The organism is Corynebacterium hiratae (assembly GCF_009708045.1).
Taxonomy (GTDB): Bacteria; Actinomycetota; Actinomycetes; order Mycobacteriales; family Mycobacteriaceae; genus Corynebacterium; species Corynebacterium hiratae.
This window is the reverse complement of sequence record NZ_VIOG01000017.1, coordinates 46,375-63,006: the sequence shown is the minus strand read 5'-3', so window position 1 is coordinate 63,006 and position 16,632 is coordinate 46,375. Positions and strand designations below refer to the sequence as shown.

The following is a 16,632-nucleotide window of genomic DNA, read 5'->3' as shown; positions in this document are numbered from 1 at the left end:
CGGACGTTGAAAGGGATGGAAGCGATGCATTCATTACGGAAAGGTCAGGGCACGATGTTTGCTTATGGGCACCCCAATCCGGACGCGGTGATCGTCAACCGGGTCTTCGAGACGGCCTGAGAACGCCAGCACGCAGCGGCCATCAGGAAATGAGAAACTGGGTCGTCTCGGCTCTCCGCCCAACTTTGCAACAGCACCTATCATATATAGTACATGCCAGCTAAAGGCTTTCATCTTTACACAGCGTTGGATTTGTACTCGCGCAAGGTTGTGGGATGGACTGTCCAACACCGACAGGAAAAGACCATCGCTACACGCCTGATTGAACAAGTCATTGCTGACCAGGAGCTCAACGGTCACAGCGTTGAAGTCGTACACACCGACAACGGCAAAGTCATGACCTCACACATGATGAAGGACATGCTGGATGAACACGGCGTGCAGCTGTCATTAATTCGGCCGAATGTTTCGAATGACAACCCATTTGAAGAGTCATCACATCGCACAATCAAGCATCACCGCTATGCGTTAGAAACCTATGATGATATCCAGCATGCGCAGAAAGTCATCGGCAGGATTATCGACGAATACAATAACCGTGACCTTCAGCGGGCTGAATGGATACACACCTAGTGAAGTGTATTCAGGCACGTGGCGTGACATCCTTGAACATCGCCGAGCAAAGGAAACCGTCTACTACGCGACACACCCTCACCGCAGGCCCCGGAAATCCGTCTACAAGCCACCACCTAAAACGGTAGAAATCAACAACGGCAAACCCCTAGCGCCCGAGACATCGAGCGCGTAAAGTAACAACCACGTCAAACAGGGGGATGTTCACAACTCAAAGGCAGGCGCCGATCGAGGGCAAAGGGACCAAAGTAAGAGGACCAAACTAGAAGGACCACCAAGCGAGCCTTTCCACATCCTCGGCCGGCTGGTTACTTATAGGCCGAGAAGCCCGTAATCTTCTTGCCCATGATGAGGGACTGCACAGTGTCGGTGCCCTCGTAGGTGTGCATGGCCTCAATGTCCGCGAAGTGGCGAGCGATATCGTTTTCCAGCAGGATGCCGACTCCACCGAGCATGTCGCGGGCGTCAGCGGCGATGCGCCGCGCGGCACGCGTGTTGTGGAGTTTGGCCGCCGAGGCCTGTTCCGGGGCCAAGGTGCCAGCATCTTCGCGCTGGGAAACCTCACGGCAGGTGAGCATCATCTGGCTGAGGTCGAGGACCATGTTGGCCAGACGCTGCTGGATGATTTGGGCTTTGGCCAGCTCGCGGCCGAACTGGACGCGTTCGAGCACGTACGAGCGGGCAGTCTCATAGCAGGCCACCGCAGAGCCAAGCGCCATCCAGGACACGCCAATGCGAGTGGAGGTCAGGACGCGGGAAACGTCCTTGAAGCTGCGACAACCTGGAAGCTGGTTGGCGGCGGGAATGCGACAATCGGTCAACGTGATGTGTGCCTGGTGGATGGCACGCAGGGAGAGCTTGCCTTCAATCACGGTAGCGGAGTAGCCGGGGGTTTCCTGTGGGACGATGAAACCGCTGACGTTACCGTCTTCCATACGGGCGTAGATGATGGTGATGCCGCCGGAGGCACCGTTGCCAATCCACTTCTTCTCGCCGTTGAGGACCCATTCGTCGCCATCGCGAACCGCGGTAGTTTCCAAAGCGATGGAGTCCGAGCCGTGGTCCGGTTCGGTCAGCCCAAAAGCACCGAGCAGCGAACAAGATGCCATCTGCGGCAAGTACGAAGCCTGCTGTTCCGGAGAACCAAGCATCGAAATTGAGCGCATGGCCAGCCCCGCCTGCACCGCAATCACCGTGCCCATCGAAGCATCGGCACGCGTGACTTCCATGAGCGTCAAGCCAGCGCCAAGCGTGGACATCTGTTCATGGCCTTCCACCGAAAGCCCATCGGTCATCACGTCCAGCTCCCCCAGACGCTGAACCAAGTCCAGCGGATACTCCGCGGCCTGCCAGTGCCGGTTAATCACCGGGTAGGAGTAGTCGCGGAACTGCGCCGCGCGCTTCCACCCCGCAGCATCGGCCTCAGAAAGGCTGTCAAAGACACCCAGGAAATCAGTGGTGGACTCGAAGAGGTTGTGGGACATGGTCAATTCTCCAACTAACAGGCAATACGAATGGCGATTAGCGTTAATTGTGACCTGACTCTCCCCAGGCTGTCAAGTGTCTCATCACAACGCGCGGCACAGCCGGGATTCGGAACGATAACCAGACTTCAGGGCCAGTATCTCCCCCAGCCAACCTTCACCCTGCCCCCGCAGGTATACTAACCGCCATTAGCTCATTGAGGAGGACGCCCGCCATGGCCAACCAAAGACGCCGCGACCAAATCGCTGCCGCCGCACTCGACCTCTTTGACCAGCGCGGCTACCATGCCACCGGCATGGAGGACATCGCCAAAGCCGTCGGCATGCGCGCCTCCAGCCTGTATAACCACTTCTCCTCCAAGCAAGAACTCCTCGCCGAGGTCACCATCACCGCCATGGAGGACCTGCTGCGCGCCAACGCCGCCTGCCTCGCCGGGCTGAGCGATCCCCGCGACAAGCTCGTCGCCACCATGAAAGCCCACGTCATTTACCACGCCACCCACGCCCGGCGCGTCCGCGTGGTCAACAACGAGCTCACCAACCTCGAAGAACCCCACAAATCCGTCGTCCTGCAGCTGCGCCGCGACTATGTCGCGCGCTGGATGGCCGTGGTCAACGAGGGAGACTTTCACGCGGAGAACCTCAAAATCGCCTGCTGGGCGCTCATCGATATGGGCATCGGCGTGGCCCAATGGTTCAGCCCCGACGGTGATTACACCGCCGAGGCTTTAGGTGACATGTACGGCCAGTTCGCCCTGCGCCAACTTACCTAAGGCGCACAACCAATCTGCTGCTCTTCCTCACGCCCATCCGGGTACTGCACGCGCACGCGGGAGTAGACCTCGGCGTGGTAGCCGCAGGCCACGCGCTTGTCGACGACCACCTTCACCCGATCCTCGCTAAACTCGCCCTCCGCGCAGTTGGGATCACAGTTGTTCTCGATGGCCACGCCGTCTGCCTCCGCGGAATCGGCACCCCAGTGCTGCCATTCAAGTTGGTTGACCAAGTAGTTGTTATCCGCACAGGCCAGCGAGATGCGGTCCGGCCCCTCCAGGCCCGTGACGGATACGCAGTCCAAAATGGCGGTGGCATCGATGGTGGTTTCCACGTCCGGTCCCACCAGGCCGACCACGCGCACCAGTTGGCCGGTGGCGGGCAAGACAGAGAAAGAGACGCGGTCAGAATCGCGAATCACGGTGACCAGCTGGTCCTCGCCTTCGCCCTCAACAGTGCCGACCTCATTGCCCTCCGCGTCCGCCAGCATGTCATAGGCGATCTTCTGCTGCTCGCTACTCAGTCCCGGCTGGAGCAGCAGCTCCAACGCGCCTAGCGCGCGATTCGGGGCGGAATCCGCCAGCTTCTCCAGCCCGGCGCGATCCGTCGCAACGACAAGGTCCTCCGGATTAATGGACGGCTGCGGATCGAAGCCCGGCACCTCGCCCTGCGAGGACACCTCCACGGCACCGCCGGCATCCACCGCATATTCGGTGATCGCCGTAGCATCGCCAAGCGTATCGACGCGCTTCATGTATTCCTTCGCGGTCACGCCCTTATCCACGGCATCGGGTTGGGTGGCAGCAGCTTCGCCAGCCTGGGTCAGAATCTCCGCGGCCGAGGCCACGGGCTCCGAGTTATTGAGCAGCGGGAAAGCACCGCCGATGAGCGCGAGCACCGCGACGGACGCCGCCGCAATGGTCCACGTGGGGCGGCCCTTCGTGATCTTTGCGAGGGTGTCTTCGGAGCGGGTGAGGGAGGCGTCGTCAAGCGCGGTGTCGGAAACGGGGTTGGCGGCGCGGAGTTTGTCGAGAGAGTTAGACATCGGTTTCTCCTGTGAGTTCGGAAAGGTGGGTGCGTGCGCGGTGCAGGCGAACGCGCACGTTGTTGCGGGAAATGCCGAGGACCTCGGCGATATCGGGATGGTCGAGCCCCTCCCAGGCGTGGAGAGTGAGAATTTCGCGCTCGGCGTGCGAGAGCTGCATCAGCGCGCGCGTGATGTCGAGGTTGGCATCGACAGCGTCATAGCCGGCGTAGGACTCCAGCTCGTGATCATCGAGGTTCTCCGTTTCCCGGCGGGTGCGGTAGAACTCGCGCATCACGTTGCGGGCGATGCCATACAGCCACGGCAGCGGCGTGCCACGCAACGAGTCGAAGCCGGCCCACGCCCGCTCGAAAACGTCGGCCGCCAGCTCTTCGGCATGGCTCGGTGGGACGCGGCGGCGCAGGTAGGCCAGCACCGCTGGATAATGCTCGCGGAACAGGCGGGAGAACTCCCGCTTGCGCGAACCAGGCAAGGTAAGGACAGACACTAATTAACTCCAGATTCCTATTGGGCTCACTGAGTATGTTGCACCAGACGCCCAAGCGTTACAGCGGACTGATCAAATGGTTTACTAAAGGGGATGGAACCTCTCGAGCTCTCCGCCCTGACGGGCACGCAGTCGCGCACCTACGGCACGCGCAAGATCACTAAACACATGATCTCAGCACCTGTGCACGTGGCCATTGCACTGTGGGACGAGCGCTGGGATTCTGCGGAGGACGGGACTATCGACGGCTGGGTCATTGCCGTCAACACCACGAAGACGCGCTTTGTGCGCAAGGGCCAGATCATGAAGGGCGACATCGTTGAGGTGGCCGTCCGCGAATTGGAGAAGGCCACGAAGAATATTCGGGGGCGCAAGTGGATCGTCACCGGCCGCCGGCAGGCAGCGCTGCGGGCTGCGTTGGAGGAGCGCGGTTACACCGTGACGGGGAGTTTTGCGGAGGAGAATAGGGCATCGAAAAGTGCCAGCTCCGTGCGGCGCAAGCAGGCCGGCATCACCGCGCGCCGCGCGAAGAAGGAGGGCGAGGCGCCACGCAAGAAGCAGGTCGTAAAGGTAGAAACGCCGAAAGCGCACTGGTGGCCGAACTTCTCGACGGCTTCCTCCTGGCCGGAGGGCGCTACCGTGCGCATCGCCACGGATGCCTCCTCGGACACGGTGTTCAAGGGCTCCATGTGCTTCGTGGCCAGCAATGGCGACTACCGGTTGCGCACGCGCAAGACGACGGCCAGCACCGATGAGCTTGAACTCGAATCCCTCACCTTGGCACTGAAATACCTGCTCAAGGTCGGCGCAACCAAGGCGATCATCGAGTCGGACTCCGTCGCCGCGTTGGAAGCGGTGGAGCAGATTCGGAAGAAGGGCTCGAAGGCGATGCGCTCGCGGGGCGTGTGGCGCGGGCTGTCCTCAGGCTCGCGCTCGCGCTTCCAGCAAGCGTGGCATGACGTGGAGGGAGTCTGCGAGGTGACCATTCGCCGCGTGATGGGGCATGCGGGTGACCCGCTGAACCGCGCGGCGGACCAGATTGCGTACATGGGCCTGCGCGCGATTGCGCATCCGATGAAGCAGTCGCGAGCGACGCTGAAAGAGGGCATCACGAAGGCACTGGCCAAGCTCTAATTCGGGGTTCGGTGCACTGGTGGCCTAGGGTAAATCGCATGAGCAATCCCTTTGACTCCAATCCTTTCGAGGAACCGGCCAAGCCTTTCAGCGGCCGTGGAGCGAACCCCTTCGCGGAGCCCGCGCGTGAGGCGTATGCGGCGCCTTCTGCGACTCCGCCTGTGACGCCTTTCGCGGATCCTTTTGCTGAGCCTTTTGCCGAGTCTGAGCGCGCATACGCCCCGGCCCCGCTGCAGGACTATTCCCTCGAGCAGCACTCAACGGGCGGCAAGGTTCACCGCTTTTCCGTCTTCAAGGGCCTGCTCAGCCTGTTCTCATTCTTGGTAGGCTTCACCGCGATTACCGATGGCGACATAGCCTTCGGCCTCGGCTTCGCTTTGCCCGGCGCGTGGTACTTCATCAAAACGCTGCAGCAGAAAGCCAACCCGACCGCGCCACAGAAGCGCCACTGGTTTGTCATTTGGCTCATTGCCCTCGTGCTCATTTTCTTCGGCGCCTAGCGACCACCCGCCGCCACACGATACGCAGCAGCGAATGCGGAGTCGCCACTACCTCGCGCACGTAATTCCACGGGCGGTCTTTCCGCGGGGTGCCAATGCCGTGCATGCGGACCCGAATCCCCAGGTGCCAGGCCCACATGCGGGTGCGCAGCACGTGGAAGTCATTGGTCACAACGCGAAAATAGCTATAGTCCGGGCACAGCGCATGTGCGCGCTCAAGGTTCTCGTTGGTGCTCGTAGCGAGTGGTTCGAGGAGAATCCGCTCCGGATTAACGCCCCGCTCGATGAGGTAGCGCGCCATCGGCTCCGCTTCCCCGTAACCGGATACGATGATCGGCTCCTCCGGCAGCACGCGCGCCATCACCACCGCGCGGTCCAAGCGGCTGCGCAGCAGCGAGCCCGGCTCGCCGCCCTCCACGCGCGCGCCCAACACCAGAAGCGGAAACTGCATGCCCGCTAGCTTAGCGTGCATACTGGTCAGCATGAGTATGTGCGTAGTCGGCTCTTAAGATCAATCTCCCCGGTCGACTTCCCGCTTTATTCGCCGAAGAGCTGGGAACGCAGGTTCTCGTCCTTCTTCTCTACCTCGGCGGCCATGTTCTCCTGGTAGGCCGCCATCTTCTCCACGAGGGCTGGGTAGCCCGCGGAGAGGATGCGCACGGCGAGCAAGCCGGCGTTCTTGGCACCACCGATGGATACGGTGGCCACCGGAACGCCGCCCGGCATCTGCACGATGGACAACAGTGAGTCGAGACCATCGAGATCCTTCAGCGCGCGCGGGATGCCAATCACCGGAAGCGGCGTGGCCGCGGCAACCATGCCCGGCAGGTGGGCCGCACCACCGGCACAGGCGATGATGGCCTTGAGCCCGCGCTCGTGGGCAGACTTGGCATAAGCCAGCATCTTTTCTGGGGTGCGGTGCGCGCTGACGACGCCCACCTCGAAAGGCACGCCGAACTCAGCGAGCACCTCGGCGGCGGGCTTGACGGTGGGCCAGTCGGAATCGGATCCCATGATCAGGCCGACGAGAGGTTCCATGAAAAATCTCCTTCTTTACTAAGGCTTAAGCTCGCTGCGGGCTTAAGCCCACTGCGCGTGGACGAGGAAGTGGGCAGCATCGTGAGCGATGCGGCGGGTCTCCTCGACGTCATCGCCGACGACATTGACGTGGCCAATCTTGCGGCCCGGCTGGTGGTCCTTGCCATAAAGGTGGACCTTCGCCTCTGGGTAGCGCTCCATGACTTCGCGGACGCGCTGCGGCATGGGCATCTGCGGATCCTCCTCAGCACCCAGCACATTGGCCATGACTGTAATCGGCGTCAACGGCGCGGTGGCGCCGAGCGGCAGGTCCAACACGGCGCGCAGGTGCTGCTCGAATTGCGAGGTCACGCAACCATCCTGGGTCCAGTGGCCGGTGTTGTGTGGGCGCATCGCCAGCTCGTTGACGGCGATGTCTTCCGCCACGCATACTCCCGGGGCACCCGAGGCGGACGCAATGATGGCGCCGGCGTCTTGCTTCGTCGCAAAGGCGAAGAGCTCCACTGCAAGCACGCCAGTCACGCCGAGCTCGGTAGCTACCTTGATGCCTACCTGCATGGCGCGCTCTGCCAACTCCGGGGACAGGTTCGGGGCGGGTGCGAACGCTTCTGCACAGATACCATCTCGTTGCACGGACTCGGTGACCGGCCAAGCCTTCACTTCGCCGGAGGGGCGGCGGGCGACGAGCACGGACAGCTCGCGGGTGAGGGCTACTTTTTCCTCAGCCATCAGCGGGGTGCCTGCTGCGAGAAGTTCTTCTACCAGCGGCTCCAGCTCCTCCGCGGAAGGGAACCACACGCCGTGGCCGTCGTAGCCGCCGCGGCGGGCTTTGAGGCACACGTGATCGTCGACAAGCGCGGCGAAATCCCGCGCATCCTCCACCGATTCGATGGCGGCAAAGCGCGGCACTGGGGCGCCCAGCTCGGCCAGTTTCTGGCGCATGAGCAGCTTGTCCTGCGCGTAGAGGAGGGCGGAAGGCTGGGGCTGAACGTTGAGACCGTCGGCGATGAGCGCCTGGACGTGCTCCGTGGGGACGTGCTCGTGCTCAAAAGTAATTGCGTCCGCGCCTTCCGAAGCGGCGGTGAGCACGTCGAGATCGTGATAGTCACCGAGAACGACGTCTGGGATCACCTGTGCGGCGGACTTATCCGGCGCGGAGGCCAGCACGCGCAGGTGGATGTCGAGCTCCGCGGCGGCCGGCTGCATCATGCGTGCAAGCTGGCCGTCTCCATAAACAGTAACGAGGGGTTTGTGTTGTTCACTCACTCTTTCAATACTAGCCTTGGGGCCATGATCGTCCGGCATACCATCTTTCAGAACTCCCTCATGACCGCGCTGTTGGATGGCATTTACGACGGCGAAATGACCATCGGCGAGCTCTTGGGCAAGGGCAATTTCGGCATCGGCACCTTCGATGCGCTGGACGGAGAGATGATTATCCTCGACGGCGTGTGCTACCAGCTGCGCGGTGATGGAACCGCGACGGTGGCTGACTTGGACCAGGGAACCCCCTTCGCGGTAGCCACGAACTTTGTCCCCCGTATTAAGGTGGCCGCGCCCAAGGGATTAAAGCGCGAGGAGCTATCGGCCTTCATCGATGAGGTGGAGCCTTCCGCCAACTACATGTACGCGGTGCGTATCACCGGACGCTTCAGCAACGTGGTTACCCGCACGGTGGTCAAGCAGAGCAAGCCTTATCCGCCGATGGCGCAGGCAGTAGGCGGCGATAAGGAGCTGCGCTTTAACGACGTTGAAGGCGTCATCGGTGGCTTCCGCACCCCGGTGTTTGAGAAGGGTATTTCAGTCCCCGGATGCCACGTGCACTTTATCGACGCCGAGCGCACCTCCGGCGGGCACGTGCTGGACTACACGGTCGATGAGGCCACCATTGAGCTCTGCCCCGGAACGGACCTCGACCTGCGCCTGCCACTGACCCACGAGTTCCGCTCCGCCAACCTGGCCCCCGATGACCTAGACCAGCAGCTGCACACGACGGAGATTAAGGACTAACCCCAGACCGGTTGCTCGTTGAGGATGTCCTCGACGTACTTGGCTTTAGGGATGGACGGAAAATACATCGGCTTCTCATAGCCGTGGAGTGCCAGCGAAATCCCACCACGACGGCGACGCGCACCACGAATATCGGTGAGCGGGATGGAATCGACGCGCTTGCCCTCGCGGGCGATGACACGCAGGTTGGTCACGATGAAGCGCTTGCGGCGGGCCTTGACAAGGGGCACGATGAAGCGCCAGGCAGCAAGCAGGGCCCATATAGCTACTAAACCATTGCGAATCGCCAAGTCAATGCCGTTATAGTCACACCAGCCGATAGCAATCCAGCACACACCCGTGACGACGACGAGCTCTAAAAAGGGAAAGAGCAGCGTCCGAAACGGGGCGGTCATGTCCGCGCGCACAACCTCGCCGCGGCCCATCTGCATGAGGTTCATGGGGCACATGGTACCTACCTTCCTACTCGTTCCACGGTCTTCCCCCGCTACCCGAGCGTGAGGGGTGACAGCCTCCTAGCCTCGGCAGTCCGGCGGCCCGGCGCGGCATCGCACATGGCATTTCCTAAAAGGCATCAGTCGAAAGGCATCTTTGCCCCTGAAAACACCATCTGTCGGCCTGCAAAAGGCGTCTTTGGGAGTAAAGACGCCCGTTGACTAATGCCTTCTGACAGACGCCTTGTGAAAAGCGCCATGCGGGATATGCGGCAATCTAGCGCGTTCCACCGGAGTTACCTCTCCTCCCAGAAAGGGCCAGTGCACGGAAATTTCTAGACCTCACGACTAGCGCACGACGACTAGCGCACGACACAAAACCCTTGACAGCGGGAAAGGCCGGCAGTAGGTTGAGAAACACCTGTGCAATCGATTGCACTAGAGGTCACAGGAAGGAGGATTTCATGCCTGGAGCCACATTAAAAGATATTGCCGCTGCGGCCGGGGTTTCAGTTTCCACCGCCTCGCGTTCCCTTGCCGGAAATCCTGCTATCTCCGAGAAAACACGGGCAAAGGTAATGAGCATTGCGCAACAGCTCAATTATTTGCCCAACGCTCAGGCACGAGCCTTGAGAAACTCTCGGTCCGACGCTATAGGACTCATCATCCCTAACTTGGACAATGCCTATTTTGCTGCCATGGCCGCTGCAGTGGAAGAAGAAGCGAACAAGCGCAAACTCTCGACCATAATTACCAGTTGCGGAGAAGACCCAGAGCGCCTCATCAAAGCTCTCGACACCCTCTCCCAACGGCAGGTAGACGGAATCATCAGTGTCCCGCTCGAAGGCGCAGAAGATGCACTGCAGCGCGCGGCGGAATCTCGCCCACTGATACTCATCGATCGTTCTCTTAAAAACCTCCCAGCCGTGGTCTCAAACCCAATTACCGGGATACATGCGGCCGTGGCCCAGCTCAAGAGCAAGGGACACACGTCAATTGGGTATCTCTCTGGCCCCCAAGAAACGTCCACCGGACGCGAGCGCCTCAACGCATTCAAGGATGCAACAACCGGAATGGATATCCACATCCATCACGGCAGCTTCCGCCACCGATCTGGATACAAGGGCGCCATCGCGCTTCTTCAAGAAGGCGTCACAGCCATAGTCGCAGGCGATTCCATGATGACCGCAGGCGCACTAGAAGCTTGCCATAACGCTGGCAAAAGAATTGGTGAAGAAATCGCACTAGTTGGCTTCGATGACTTCATCTTTTTACGTTTCCAACCAGCGCCAATCTCTGTCATAGACCAGAACGTTACGCGCATGGGAGAAGAAGCTACCGCTCGCTTGGTTGACGCAATTGATAACAAGCGGCAGCCCGAATCGACGGTCATCGATACCCGCTATATCCCACGAATGTCCACCGCCTACCGATTCCCTGGAGAATTCACATGAGTGAAACCGTCCTAAAACTTGAAGGCGTAACCAAGTCCTTCGGCCCCGTTGATGTCATTAAAGGGGTCGACCTCAACGTTCGGCGAGGCCAAGTTCAAGCCCTTTTGGGCGAAAACGGCGCCGGTAAGTCCACGCTCATCAAAATGATTGCGGGCGTACACGAACCGGACTCTGGCCGCATACTAGTAGATGGCAAAGAAGTTAGAATCCCCGATACTAAGGCCTCCGAGGCCCTCGGTATCGCCACTATTCACCAAGAACTCAACTTGGTGCCGACTATGTCGGTAGCTGAAAACATTGTGCTCGGTCGCACTCCGCAACGCTACGGACTTGTCAACCGCAAGCATCTCAAGGCTCAAGCGCAAGCAGCCCTACACCTCATCGGACTTGATGTTGACTTGGATACTCCGGTGGGTGAGTTGGGCGTCGCCAAGCAGCAGCTGGTTGAGATCGCCAAAGCCCTTTCCATGAATGCGCGCATCCTTATCTTGGATGAACCCACAGCCGCGTTGACCGGCAAAGAAGTCGATGCGCTCTTTACAGTTCTCGAAGGTCTCAAAGCAAAAGGCGTGGCGATGGTGTTTATCAGCCACCACCTGGATGAACTGGCACGGATCGCGGAGACCATTTGCGTACTGCGCGATGGTGCCTTCATCGCCGAGGTCCCTTCCGATACAGATGAGGATGAACTGGTCCGGCTGATGGTCGGTCGCAGTATCGAAAACCAGTACCCGCGCGACACTCCGCCCGAGCGCGGCGAGGTCTTGCTTGAAGTTGCAGGCCTGACTACACAAGGTTCGTTTCAGGACATCTCCTTCGAGGTCCACTCCGGCGAAGTTGTCGGTCTCGCCGGACTTGTCGGCGCTGGCCGCACGGAGATCATTCGTGCCATCGCTGGCGCAGACACCTACGATTCAGGATCCATTCGTGTGAATGGCCAAGAACTTCGAGGCGGCGACATCGGCGCCGCAATTCGCGCCGGAGTGGGACATATCCCCGAGGACCGGAAAGCACAGGCGCTAGTTCTGGATGCTTCGGTAGCAGATAATCTCGGTTTCGCGACGCTCTACCCCACCGCTAGAGCTGGGATTGCGGACCGTTCTGGCCAACATCGGCGTGCGGGAGAAGTGGCAGAAAAACTTCGTATACGTATGTCCGGGCTTGACCAGGCTATCCGCAATCTCTCCGGCGGAAACCAGCAAAAGGCAGTCTTCGGCCGGTGGGTCCTCGCCAACTCAAAAGTTCTCTTACTCGATGAGCCAACCCGCGGCGTCGACGTAGGCGCCAAGGTCGAAATCTACAACATCATTAACGAGGTTACGGCTGCCGGCGGCGCGGTCCTCATGGCTTCCTCTGATCTACCAGAGGTACTTGGAATGTCTGACCGGATCCTCGTCATGTCGGGGGGCCGACTTGCCGGGCAACTGCCAAAAGACTCCACTCAAGACGAGGTCATGACCCTCGCCGTAGCCAACGTAACTTCAGCAACCTCCGCTGCCGCTACTAACTCCGCTAGCCACGACCCCAAGGATTAATTATGACCAAGAATCGTGTAACCAACTGGGCTCTGAACAATGGCGCTCTCGTCGGCCTCATCGCGCTGTGCATAGCGCTTTTCATCGCCACCCCGTATTTTTTAACCGTAACGAATCTACTTAATGTAGGCATCCAGGCAGCTACCGTGGCCATTCTGGCTTTCGGCATGACCTTCGTCATTGTTACCGCGGGAATCGACCTTTCTGTCGGTTCTGTAGCCGCACTTGGCGCAATGGTGTCGGCCTATATGTTCTCCACTGCTGGGCTTCCGGGCTGGCTGACTCTCCTCATTGGTCTCGGTGTGGGTGCCTTGGCGGGCGCTATCTGTGGAATGGCCACTGCGTGGGGAAAGATTCCCTCCTTCATTGCAACACTGGCAATGATGTCTATTGCGCGTGGCCTAACCCTCGTCATCTCGCAAGGCTCTCCCATTGAGACCGCGCCTTCGGTCAACTTCTTTGGCAGCGACGTAGCCGGCCTCCCAGTGCCCATCATCATGATGGTGATTGCTGGGCTCCTCTGTTGGTTCATCCTCGAGCGCACTGTGCTCGGCCGTTCCATGTACGCGATCGGAGGAAATCTCGAAGCAGCTCGCCTCTCCGGTCTCCCAGTCAAGCGCATCCAGATCGCAGTTTTCGCGCTTTCTGGGTTCTTCGCAGCGTGGGCAGGCATGGTTATGGCGGGCCGACTCGAATCTGCGCAACCGCAAGCAGGCACCGGTTACGAGCTGGATGCCATCGCCGCAGTCGTCATCGGTGGTGCCTCGCTGTCTGGTGGACAAGGCAAAGCAACGGGGACTCTGGTTGGCGCTATTTTGCTGGCTGTCATCCGAAACGGCCTCAACCTCCTCAATGTTTCCTCCTTCTGGCAGCAAATCGTCATCGGTTTAGTCATCGCGTTGGCCGTGGGCTTCGACGTCTTCCGCAATAAGACGGCTAACTAAGGAGCGCCTGATGAAAAAGATCATTTCTGCAGTTCTCGTTGCCGTTCTCGCATTGGGTTTGGTCTCATGCAACCGCTCTGAGGAAGACCGTCAGCGCATAACTCTTGCGCTATCAACCCAGACAAACCCCTTCTTCGTTGAGCTACGCCATGGCGCACAGGACAAGGCCAAAGAACTCGGAGTCCCCCTCGATATCCAAGACGCCTCGGATGATCCTGCTCAGCAAGTCAATCAACTCGGCAACGCTACGTCGATGGGCGCGAAAGTGGTGGTTGTTAACCCCACAGACTCCGATGCTGTAGCTCCGGCAGTACGCGGAATCAAGAACAATGGTGTCCCTGTGGTCGGTGTAGACCGCGACGTTAACGGCGTAGATTTGGATTCCATGGTTGCCTCCGACAATGTCGCCGGCGGTGCCCAAGCAGCAGATCAACTGGCCAAATCCATCGGCGAGGAAGGTGACATCCTCATCCTGCAGGGCACCGCAGGTACGTCGGCCTCGCGCGAACGTGGCAAGGGCTTCGAGTCACAGATTGCCAAGTACCCGGGCATCAAGGTCGTTGCTAAACAGTCGGCAAATTTTGATCGTACAGAGGGGCTCAATGTAGCCACCAACCTTTTGCAAGCCAACCCGAACATCAAGGCCATCTTTGCGGAGAACGATGAAATGGCCCTTGGCGCCGTCGAAGCCCTGGGATCGCGCGCTGGTTCCGAGGTCAAGATCGTGGCCTTTGACGGTACTTTCGACGGACTTAAGGCTGTCAAGGACGGCAAGCTGGAAGCTACTATCGCTCAGCAACCAGCCGAGCTCGGTGCCCGCGCCATCGAGCAAGCCGCACAACTCCTGCATGGTGAAAAGGCACAGAAATCTGTCCCCGTAGAAGTCATCACCGTTACCCGCGACAACGTAGAGGAATTCCAATGAGCAAGTTAACTGTCGTCGGTTCTATCAATGCCGATCTCATCGTCCACGCCGAGCGCCACCCTCAGCCCGGAGAGACCCTGCTGGGTTCTGGCGGTGAAATCCTAGCCGGGGGCAAGGGCGCAAACCAGGCAGTGGCCGCGGCCCAACTTGGTGCGCATGTCGCTTTCGTTGGTGCCGTAGGGTCTGATCCCTATGCGGAACCCGCTATGCATTACATGCGGACTTCGGGTATCGATCTCAGTGCAGTAGAGCAGGTAGACACCAATACTGGCCTCGCTGTCATCACTGTTTCCGCCGACGGCGAGAACACCATCGTCATTTCCCCCGGCGCTAACGCTCAAGTCGACTCAGATTTTGTCGCCGCTCGCGCCTCCACCATCGCCGATGCCGACATTGTTCTCCTACAAGGTGAAATCCCTGCTTCCGGTTTTCAAGCCGCAGTAGAACACAGCAATGGACGCGTCGTGGTTAACCTCGCCCCTGTTGTCCAAGTCGACCGTGAAAGCCTGCTGCAAGCCAATCCGCTTCTTGCCAATGAGCACGAGGCTGGTCTCATTTTGGAGCAGCTCGGTCTTCCCTCCGATGGCACCCCTCACGAGCTTGCTCACCGACTTATTGAGGCTGGCTTCCGCTCCGTAGTCTTAACCCTTGGCGCGCGTGGAGCGTACGTAGCCACCCCAGAAGGCGGCACGGATATACCTACCCCACGCGTGACCACCATAGATACCACCGGTGCTGGCGACGCCTTCGCCGGCGCGTTGTGCTCCCGACTCTTGCAGGGCGACTCACTCATCGATGCGGCCTCATTCGCTGCCCGCGTCGGAGCTTTCGCTACAACCGGCAATGGAGCACAGCCTTCTTACCCAACTACTTCTTCACGCTTACCGGAGGTGGACAATGCGTAAATCTGGAATCCTCAACCCTGCACTCGGCAGCGCCGTTGCGCGCCTTGGGCACACCGATACTTTCGTTATCGCGGATTGCGGGCTTCCCATACCGCAGGATGTGACAGTTATTGATTTGACGTTAACCTTTGGCATCCCTTCCTTCGGCGATACGCTTTCCGCGTTACTCGCCGAAGTAGTAGTAGAGGCAGCCACGATTGCGGATTCCACTCCGCCAGAGGTTCGGACGCTGCTTCCCAGCATCCCACTTACGGAAGTCGCGCACGAGGAGCTCAAACGTCAAGTCGCCGACGCCTCTTTCGTGGTGCGCACTGGGTCAACAACGCCGTTTTCCAACGTCATCTTCCGTTCCGGCGTGCCCTTTTAAAACACCTTTCGATCCTTCCAAAAAGCACGCACTCCCAACTCGCTACTGACCAGCTGGGCGCAGGTGGATGACATCACCCGCGGAGTAGTACTCACCGCCGACGTTGATGCGGCCGTCGTCCGCCACGCCCTCAACAATGCCGGTCACATCGCCCGTCGGCGCTTCGAGGCGGACTTCCTGACCAATCGAAGAACAAACCTTGCGGTAATCAGCCATGAGCCGCGGATCCTGCTGCTCCCATTGGGTGATGCGGTGGCGCAGGTTCTTCAGCACGGTGATGGCGAGCTCGGTGCGGTCGGTATCAAGCCCCTCGAGCGCGAGGGAGGTTGCTGCCTCGATGGGCAGTTCCTCCCTCGTCAACGTCACGTTGATGCCCATGCCCACGACCACGCGGGCTGAGGGCGGATTAGCGGCCTCGGTCTTCGGGGCGATTTCGGCCTTATTCACTTCAGCCTTGTTGATTTCAGCCTTGTTGATCTCCGCTTTGTTTATTTCAGCCTTATTGATCTCTGCCTTGTTGACTTCTGTCTTGGAGACCTCCGTCTTCGGAGCAGACTTGAAGGCCTCACCCACCGGACCGGCCTCCGCGAGGATGCCGCAGAGCTTCTTGCCGTCGATCTGCACGTCGTTCGGCCACTTGAGTACCGCTCCCTCCACGGTATCAGTCACGGCCAAACCTGCGGCTAGTGGCAGGGTGCCCAAGTGATCGAGCGAATCCGGAAGGATGAGCACGGAGAAAATGAGCTGGGATCCAGCCGGGCTCACCCACTGACGGCCCAAGCGGCCTTTGCCGGATACCTGCTCGTTGGCGAGCAGCACGGTGCCATCGGCAACCTTCTCCGCCTCCATGAGATCGGTGTTGGTCGAGCCAGTGGACTCGGTGTAATCGATGACGGAAAAATCACCGTCGAGAGCTTCGCGGATGCGGTCAAGATTTAGAGCTGTCATACTGCCAACCCTACC

19 protein-coding genes and 1 pseudogene are annotated in these 16,632 nt (G+C 59.8%); 12 read left to right on the top strand and 8 right to left on the bottom strand.

The features are described from left to right. A pseudogene (locus FME68_RS12315) lies at positions 1 to 120 on the top strand (IS6 family transposase); the annotation flags it as partial. Positions 121 to 213: 93 nt separating this feature from the next. Continuing rightward, positions 214 to 633, top strand: a complete 420-nt coding sequence (locus FME68_RS12310) for a DDE-type integrase/transposase/recombinase (protein ID WP_158397725.1) — start codon at positions 214 to 216, stop codon at positions 631 to 633. 308 nt (positions 634 to 941) lie between these two features. On the opposite strand, the gene FME68_RS12305 is transcribed toward FME68_RS12310, so the two are convergent. Beyond that, on the bottom strand, positions 942 to 2,117 hold the full coding sequence (locus tag FME68_RS12305) for an acyl-CoA dehydrogenase family protein (protein WP_158397724.1): 1,176 nt from the start codon (positions 2,115 to 2,117) through the stop codon (positions 942 to 944). 215 nt (positions 2,118 to 2,332) lie between these two features. Between FME68_RS12305 and FME68_RS12300 the strand changes: the two genes are divergently transcribed. Beyond that, the gene (locus tag FME68_RS12300) at positions 2,333 to 2,890 is read left to right on the top strand and encodes a TetR/AcrR family transcriptional regulator (RefSeq protein ID WP_010189326.1); all 558 of its coding nucleotides are present in this window, start codon (positions 2,333 to 2,335) and stop codon (positions 2,888 to 2,890) included. On the opposite strand, the gene FME68_RS12295 is transcribed toward FME68_RS12300, so the two are convergent. Further along, positions 2,887 to 3,936, bottom strand: a complete 1,050-nt coding sequence (locus tag FME68_RS12295; RefSeq protein ID WP_158397723.1) for a hypothetical protein — start codon at positions 3,934 to 3,936, stop codon at positions 2,887 to 2,889. The two genes, FME68_RS12300 and FME68_RS12295, sit on opposite strands and share 4 nt — an antisense overlap. Continuing rightward, positions 3,929 to 4,423 carry an RNA polymerase sigma factor gene (locus FME68_RS12290; protein ID WP_046647003.1) on the bottom strand — a complete coding sequence of 165 codons (495 nt, stop codon included), beginning with the start codon at positions 4,421 to 4,423 and terminating at the stop codon, positions 3,929 to 3,931. The genes FME68_RS12295 and FME68_RS12290 overlap by 8 nt, the downstream gene beginning before the upstream one ends. Positions 4,424 to 4,516: 93 nt before the next feature. Here FME68_RS12290 and FME68_RS12285 point away from each other — a divergent pair, with 93 nt between their 5' ends. Beyond that, on the top strand, positions 4,517 to 5,557 hold the full coding sequence (locus FME68_RS12285) for a ribonuclease HI (RefSeq protein ID WP_158397722.1): 1,041 nt from the start codon (positions 4,517 to 4,519) through the stop codon (positions 5,555 to 5,557). A 38-nt stretch (positions 5,558 to 5,595) separates the two neighbouring features. Next, on the top strand, positions 5,596 to 6,057 hold the full coding sequence (locus tag FME68_RS12280) for a hypothetical protein (protein ID WP_071406895.1): 462 nt from the start codon (positions 5,596 to 5,598) through the stop codon (positions 6,055 to 6,057). Here the strand turns inward: FME68_RS12280 and FME68_RS12275 are convergent. The 3 genes from FME68_RS12275 to FME68_RS12265 all read right to left on the bottom strand — a co-directional run bounded on the left by FME68_RS12275 (position 6,038) and on the right by FME68_RS12265 (position 8,400). Next, entirely contained in the window at positions 6,038 to 6,508 is a 471-nt protein-coding gene (locus tag FME68_RS12275) for a YdcF family protein (RefSeq protein WP_046647236.1), read from the bottom strand. The two genes, FME68_RS12280 and FME68_RS12275, sit on opposite strands and share 20 nt — an antisense overlap. A gap of 86 nt (positions 6,509 to 6,594) precedes the next feature. Beyond that, positions 6,595 to 7,095 (bottom strand): 5-(carboxyamino)imidazole ribonucleotide mutase, encoded by a 501-nt coding sequence (purE, locus tag FME68_RS12270; protein WP_158397721.1) that lies wholly within the window; start codon positions 7,093 to 7,095, stop codon positions 6,595 to 6,597. A gap of 42 nt (positions 7,096 to 7,137) precedes the next feature. Further along, on the bottom strand, positions 7,138 to 8,400 hold the full coding sequence (locus tag FME68_RS12265) for a 5-(carboxyamino)imidazole ribonucleotide synthase (protein ID WP_158397720.1): 1,263 nt from the start codon (positions 8,398 to 8,400) through the stop codon (positions 7,138 to 7,140). Here FME68_RS12265 and budA point away from each other — a divergent pair. Continuing rightward, positions 8,386 to 9,105 carry an acetolactate decarboxylase gene (gene budA / locus FME68_RS12260; RefSeq protein WP_158397719.1) on the top strand — a complete coding sequence of 240 codons (720 nt, stop codon included), beginning with the start codon at positions 8,386 to 8,388 and terminating at the stop codon, positions 9,103 to 9,105. The two genes, FME68_RS12265 and budA, sit on opposite strands and share 15 nt — an antisense overlap. Here the strand turns inward: budA and FME68_RS12255 are convergent. Then, positions 9,102 to 9,545, bottom strand: coding sequence for a hypothetical protein (locus FME68_RS12255; RefSeq protein WP_158397718.1), 444 nt, complete (start codon positions 9,543 to 9,545; stop codon positions 9,102 to 9,104). The two genes, budA and FME68_RS12255, sit on opposite strands and share 4 nt — an antisense overlap. A gap of 458 nt (positions 9,546 to 10,003) precedes the next feature. Between FME68_RS12255 and FME68_RS12250 the strand changes: the two genes are divergently transcribed. From FME68_RS12250 to rbsD, 6 genes are read left to right on the top strand one after another with little or no spacing between them, the layout of a single operon-like run. Next, positions 10,004 to 10,993: a LacI family DNA-binding transcriptional regulator gene (locus FME68_RS12250; protein WP_158397717.1), complete on the top strand. Its 990-nt coding sequence runs from the start codon at positions 10,004 to 10,006 to the stop codon at positions 10,991 to 10,993. Further along, complete coding sequence (locus tag FME68_RS12245; protein ID WP_158397716.1) at positions 10,990 to 12,528, top strand: sugar ABC transporter ATP-binding protein; 1,539 nt, start codon at positions 10,990 to 10,992, stop codon at positions 12,526 to 12,528. Before FME68_RS12250 ends, FME68_RS12245 begins: the two co-directional genes overlap by 4 nt. A 2-nt stretch (positions 12,529 to 12,530) precedes the next feature. Beyond that, positions 12,531 to 13,472, top strand: a complete 942-nt coding sequence (locus FME68_RS12240) for an ABC transporter permease (RefSeq protein WP_046647012.1) — start codon at positions 12,531 to 12,533, stop codon at positions 13,470 to 13,472. Between the two features lie 10 nt (positions 13,473 to 13,482). Beyond that, complete coding sequence (locus FME68_RS12235; protein WP_046647013.1) at positions 13,483 to 14,397, top strand: D-ribose ABC transporter substrate-binding protein; 915 nt, start codon at positions 13,483 to 13,485, stop codon at positions 14,395 to 14,397. Beyond that, positions 14,394 to 15,302 (top strand): ribokinase, encoded by a 909-nt coding sequence (locus FME68_RS12230; RefSeq protein ID WP_049156354.1) that lies wholly within the window; start codon positions 14,394 to 14,396, stop codon positions 15,300 to 15,302. The genes FME68_RS12235 and FME68_RS12230 overlap by 4 nt, the downstream gene beginning before the upstream one ends. Then, positions 15,295 to 15,669 (top strand): D-ribose pyranase, encoded by a 375-nt coding sequence (gene rbsD / locus FME68_RS12225; RefSeq protein WP_158397715.1) that lies wholly within the window; start codon positions 15,295 to 15,297, stop codon positions 15,667 to 15,669. The genes FME68_RS12230 and rbsD overlap by 8 nt, the downstream gene beginning before the upstream one ends. A gap of 42 nt (positions 15,670 to 15,711) precedes the next feature. Here rbsD and FME68_RS12220 read toward each other — a convergent pair whose 3' ends face one another. Then, positions 15,712 to 16,617, bottom strand: coding sequence for a biotin--[acetyl-CoA-carboxylase] ligase (locus FME68_RS12220; RefSeq protein ID WP_158397714.1), 906 nt, complete (start codon positions 16,615 to 16,617; stop codon positions 15,712 to 15,714). Positions 16,618 to 16,632 lie beyond the last annotated feature (15 nt).

What these genes read in the sequence shown, in the direction of transcription:
- FME68_RS12310 (WP_158397725.1), top strand. Translation starts at nt 214, where the DNA reads ATGCCAGCTAAAGGCTTTCATCTTTACACAGCGTTGGATTTGTACTCG.
- FME68_RS12305 (WP_158397724.1), bottom strand. Translation starts at nt 2,117, where the DNA reads ATGTCCCACAACCTCTTCGAGTCCACCACTGATTTCCTGGGTGTCTTT.
- FME68_RS12300 (WP_010189326.1), top strand. Translation starts at nt 2,333, where the DNA reads ATGGCCAACCAAAGACGCCGCGACCAAATCGCTGCCGCCGCACTCGAC.
- FME68_RS12295 (WP_158397723.1), bottom strand. Translation starts at nt 3,936, where the DNA reads ATGTCTAACTCTCTCGACAAACTCCGCGCCGCCAACCCCGTTTCCGAC.
- FME68_RS12285 (WP_158397722.1), top strand. Translation starts at nt 4,517, where the DNA reads ATGGAACCTCTCGAGCTCTCCGCCCTGACGGGCACGCAGTCGCGCACC.
- FME68_RS12280 (WP_071406895.1), top strand. Translation starts at nt 5,596, where the DNA reads ATGAGCAATCCCTTTGACTCCAATCCTTTCGAGGAACCGGCCAAGCCT.
- FME68_RS12275 (WP_046647236.1), bottom strand. Translation starts at nt 6,508, where the DNA reads ATGCAGTTTCCGCTTCTGGTGTTGGGCGCGCGCGTGGAGGGCGGCGAG.
- purE (WP_158397721.1), bottom strand. Translation starts at nt 7,095, where the DNA reads ATGGAACCTCTCGTCGGCCTGATCATGGGATCCGATTCCGACTGGCCC.
- budA (WP_158397719.1), top strand. Translation starts at nt 8,386, where the DNA reads ATGATCGTCCGGCATACCATCTTTCAGAACTCCCTCATGACCGCGCTG.
- FME68_RS12265 (WP_158397720.1), bottom strand. Translation starts at nt 8,400, where the DNA reads ATGCCGGACGATCATGGCCCCAAGGCTAGTATTGAAAGAGTGAGTGAA.
- FME68_RS12255 (WP_158397718.1), bottom strand. Translation starts at nt 9,545, where the DNA reads ATGAACCTCATGCAGATGGGCCGCGGCGAGGTTGTGCGCGCGGACATG.
- FME68_RS12250 (WP_158397717.1), top strand. Translation starts at nt 10,004, where the DNA reads ATGCCTGGAGCCACATTAAAAGATATTGCCGCTGCGGCCGGGGTTTCA.
- FME68_RS12245 (WP_158397716.1), top strand. Translation starts at nt 10,990, where the DNA reads ATGAGTGAAACCGTCCTAAAACTTGAAGGCGTAACCAAGTCCTTCGGC.
- FME68_RS12240 (WP_046647012.1), top strand. Translation starts at nt 12,531, where the DNA reads ATGACCAAGAATCGTGTAACCAACTGGGCTCTGAACAATGGCGCTCTC.
- FME68_RS12235 (WP_046647013.1), top strand. Translation starts at nt 13,483, where the DNA reads ATGAAAAAGATCATTTCTGCAGTTCTCGTTGCCGTTCTCGCATTGGGT.
- FME68_RS12230 (WP_049156354.1), top strand. Translation starts at nt 14,394, where the DNA reads ATGAGCAAGTTAACTGTCGTCGGTTCTATCAATGCCGATCTCATCGTC.
- rbsD (WP_158397715.1), top strand. Translation starts at nt 15,295, where the DNA reads ATGCGTAAATCTGGAATCCTCAACCCTGCACTCGGCAGCGCCGTTGCG.
- FME68_RS12220 (WP_158397714.1), bottom strand. Translation starts at nt 16,617, where the DNA reads ATGACAGCTCTAAATCTTGACCGCATCCGCGAAGCTCTCGACGGTGAT.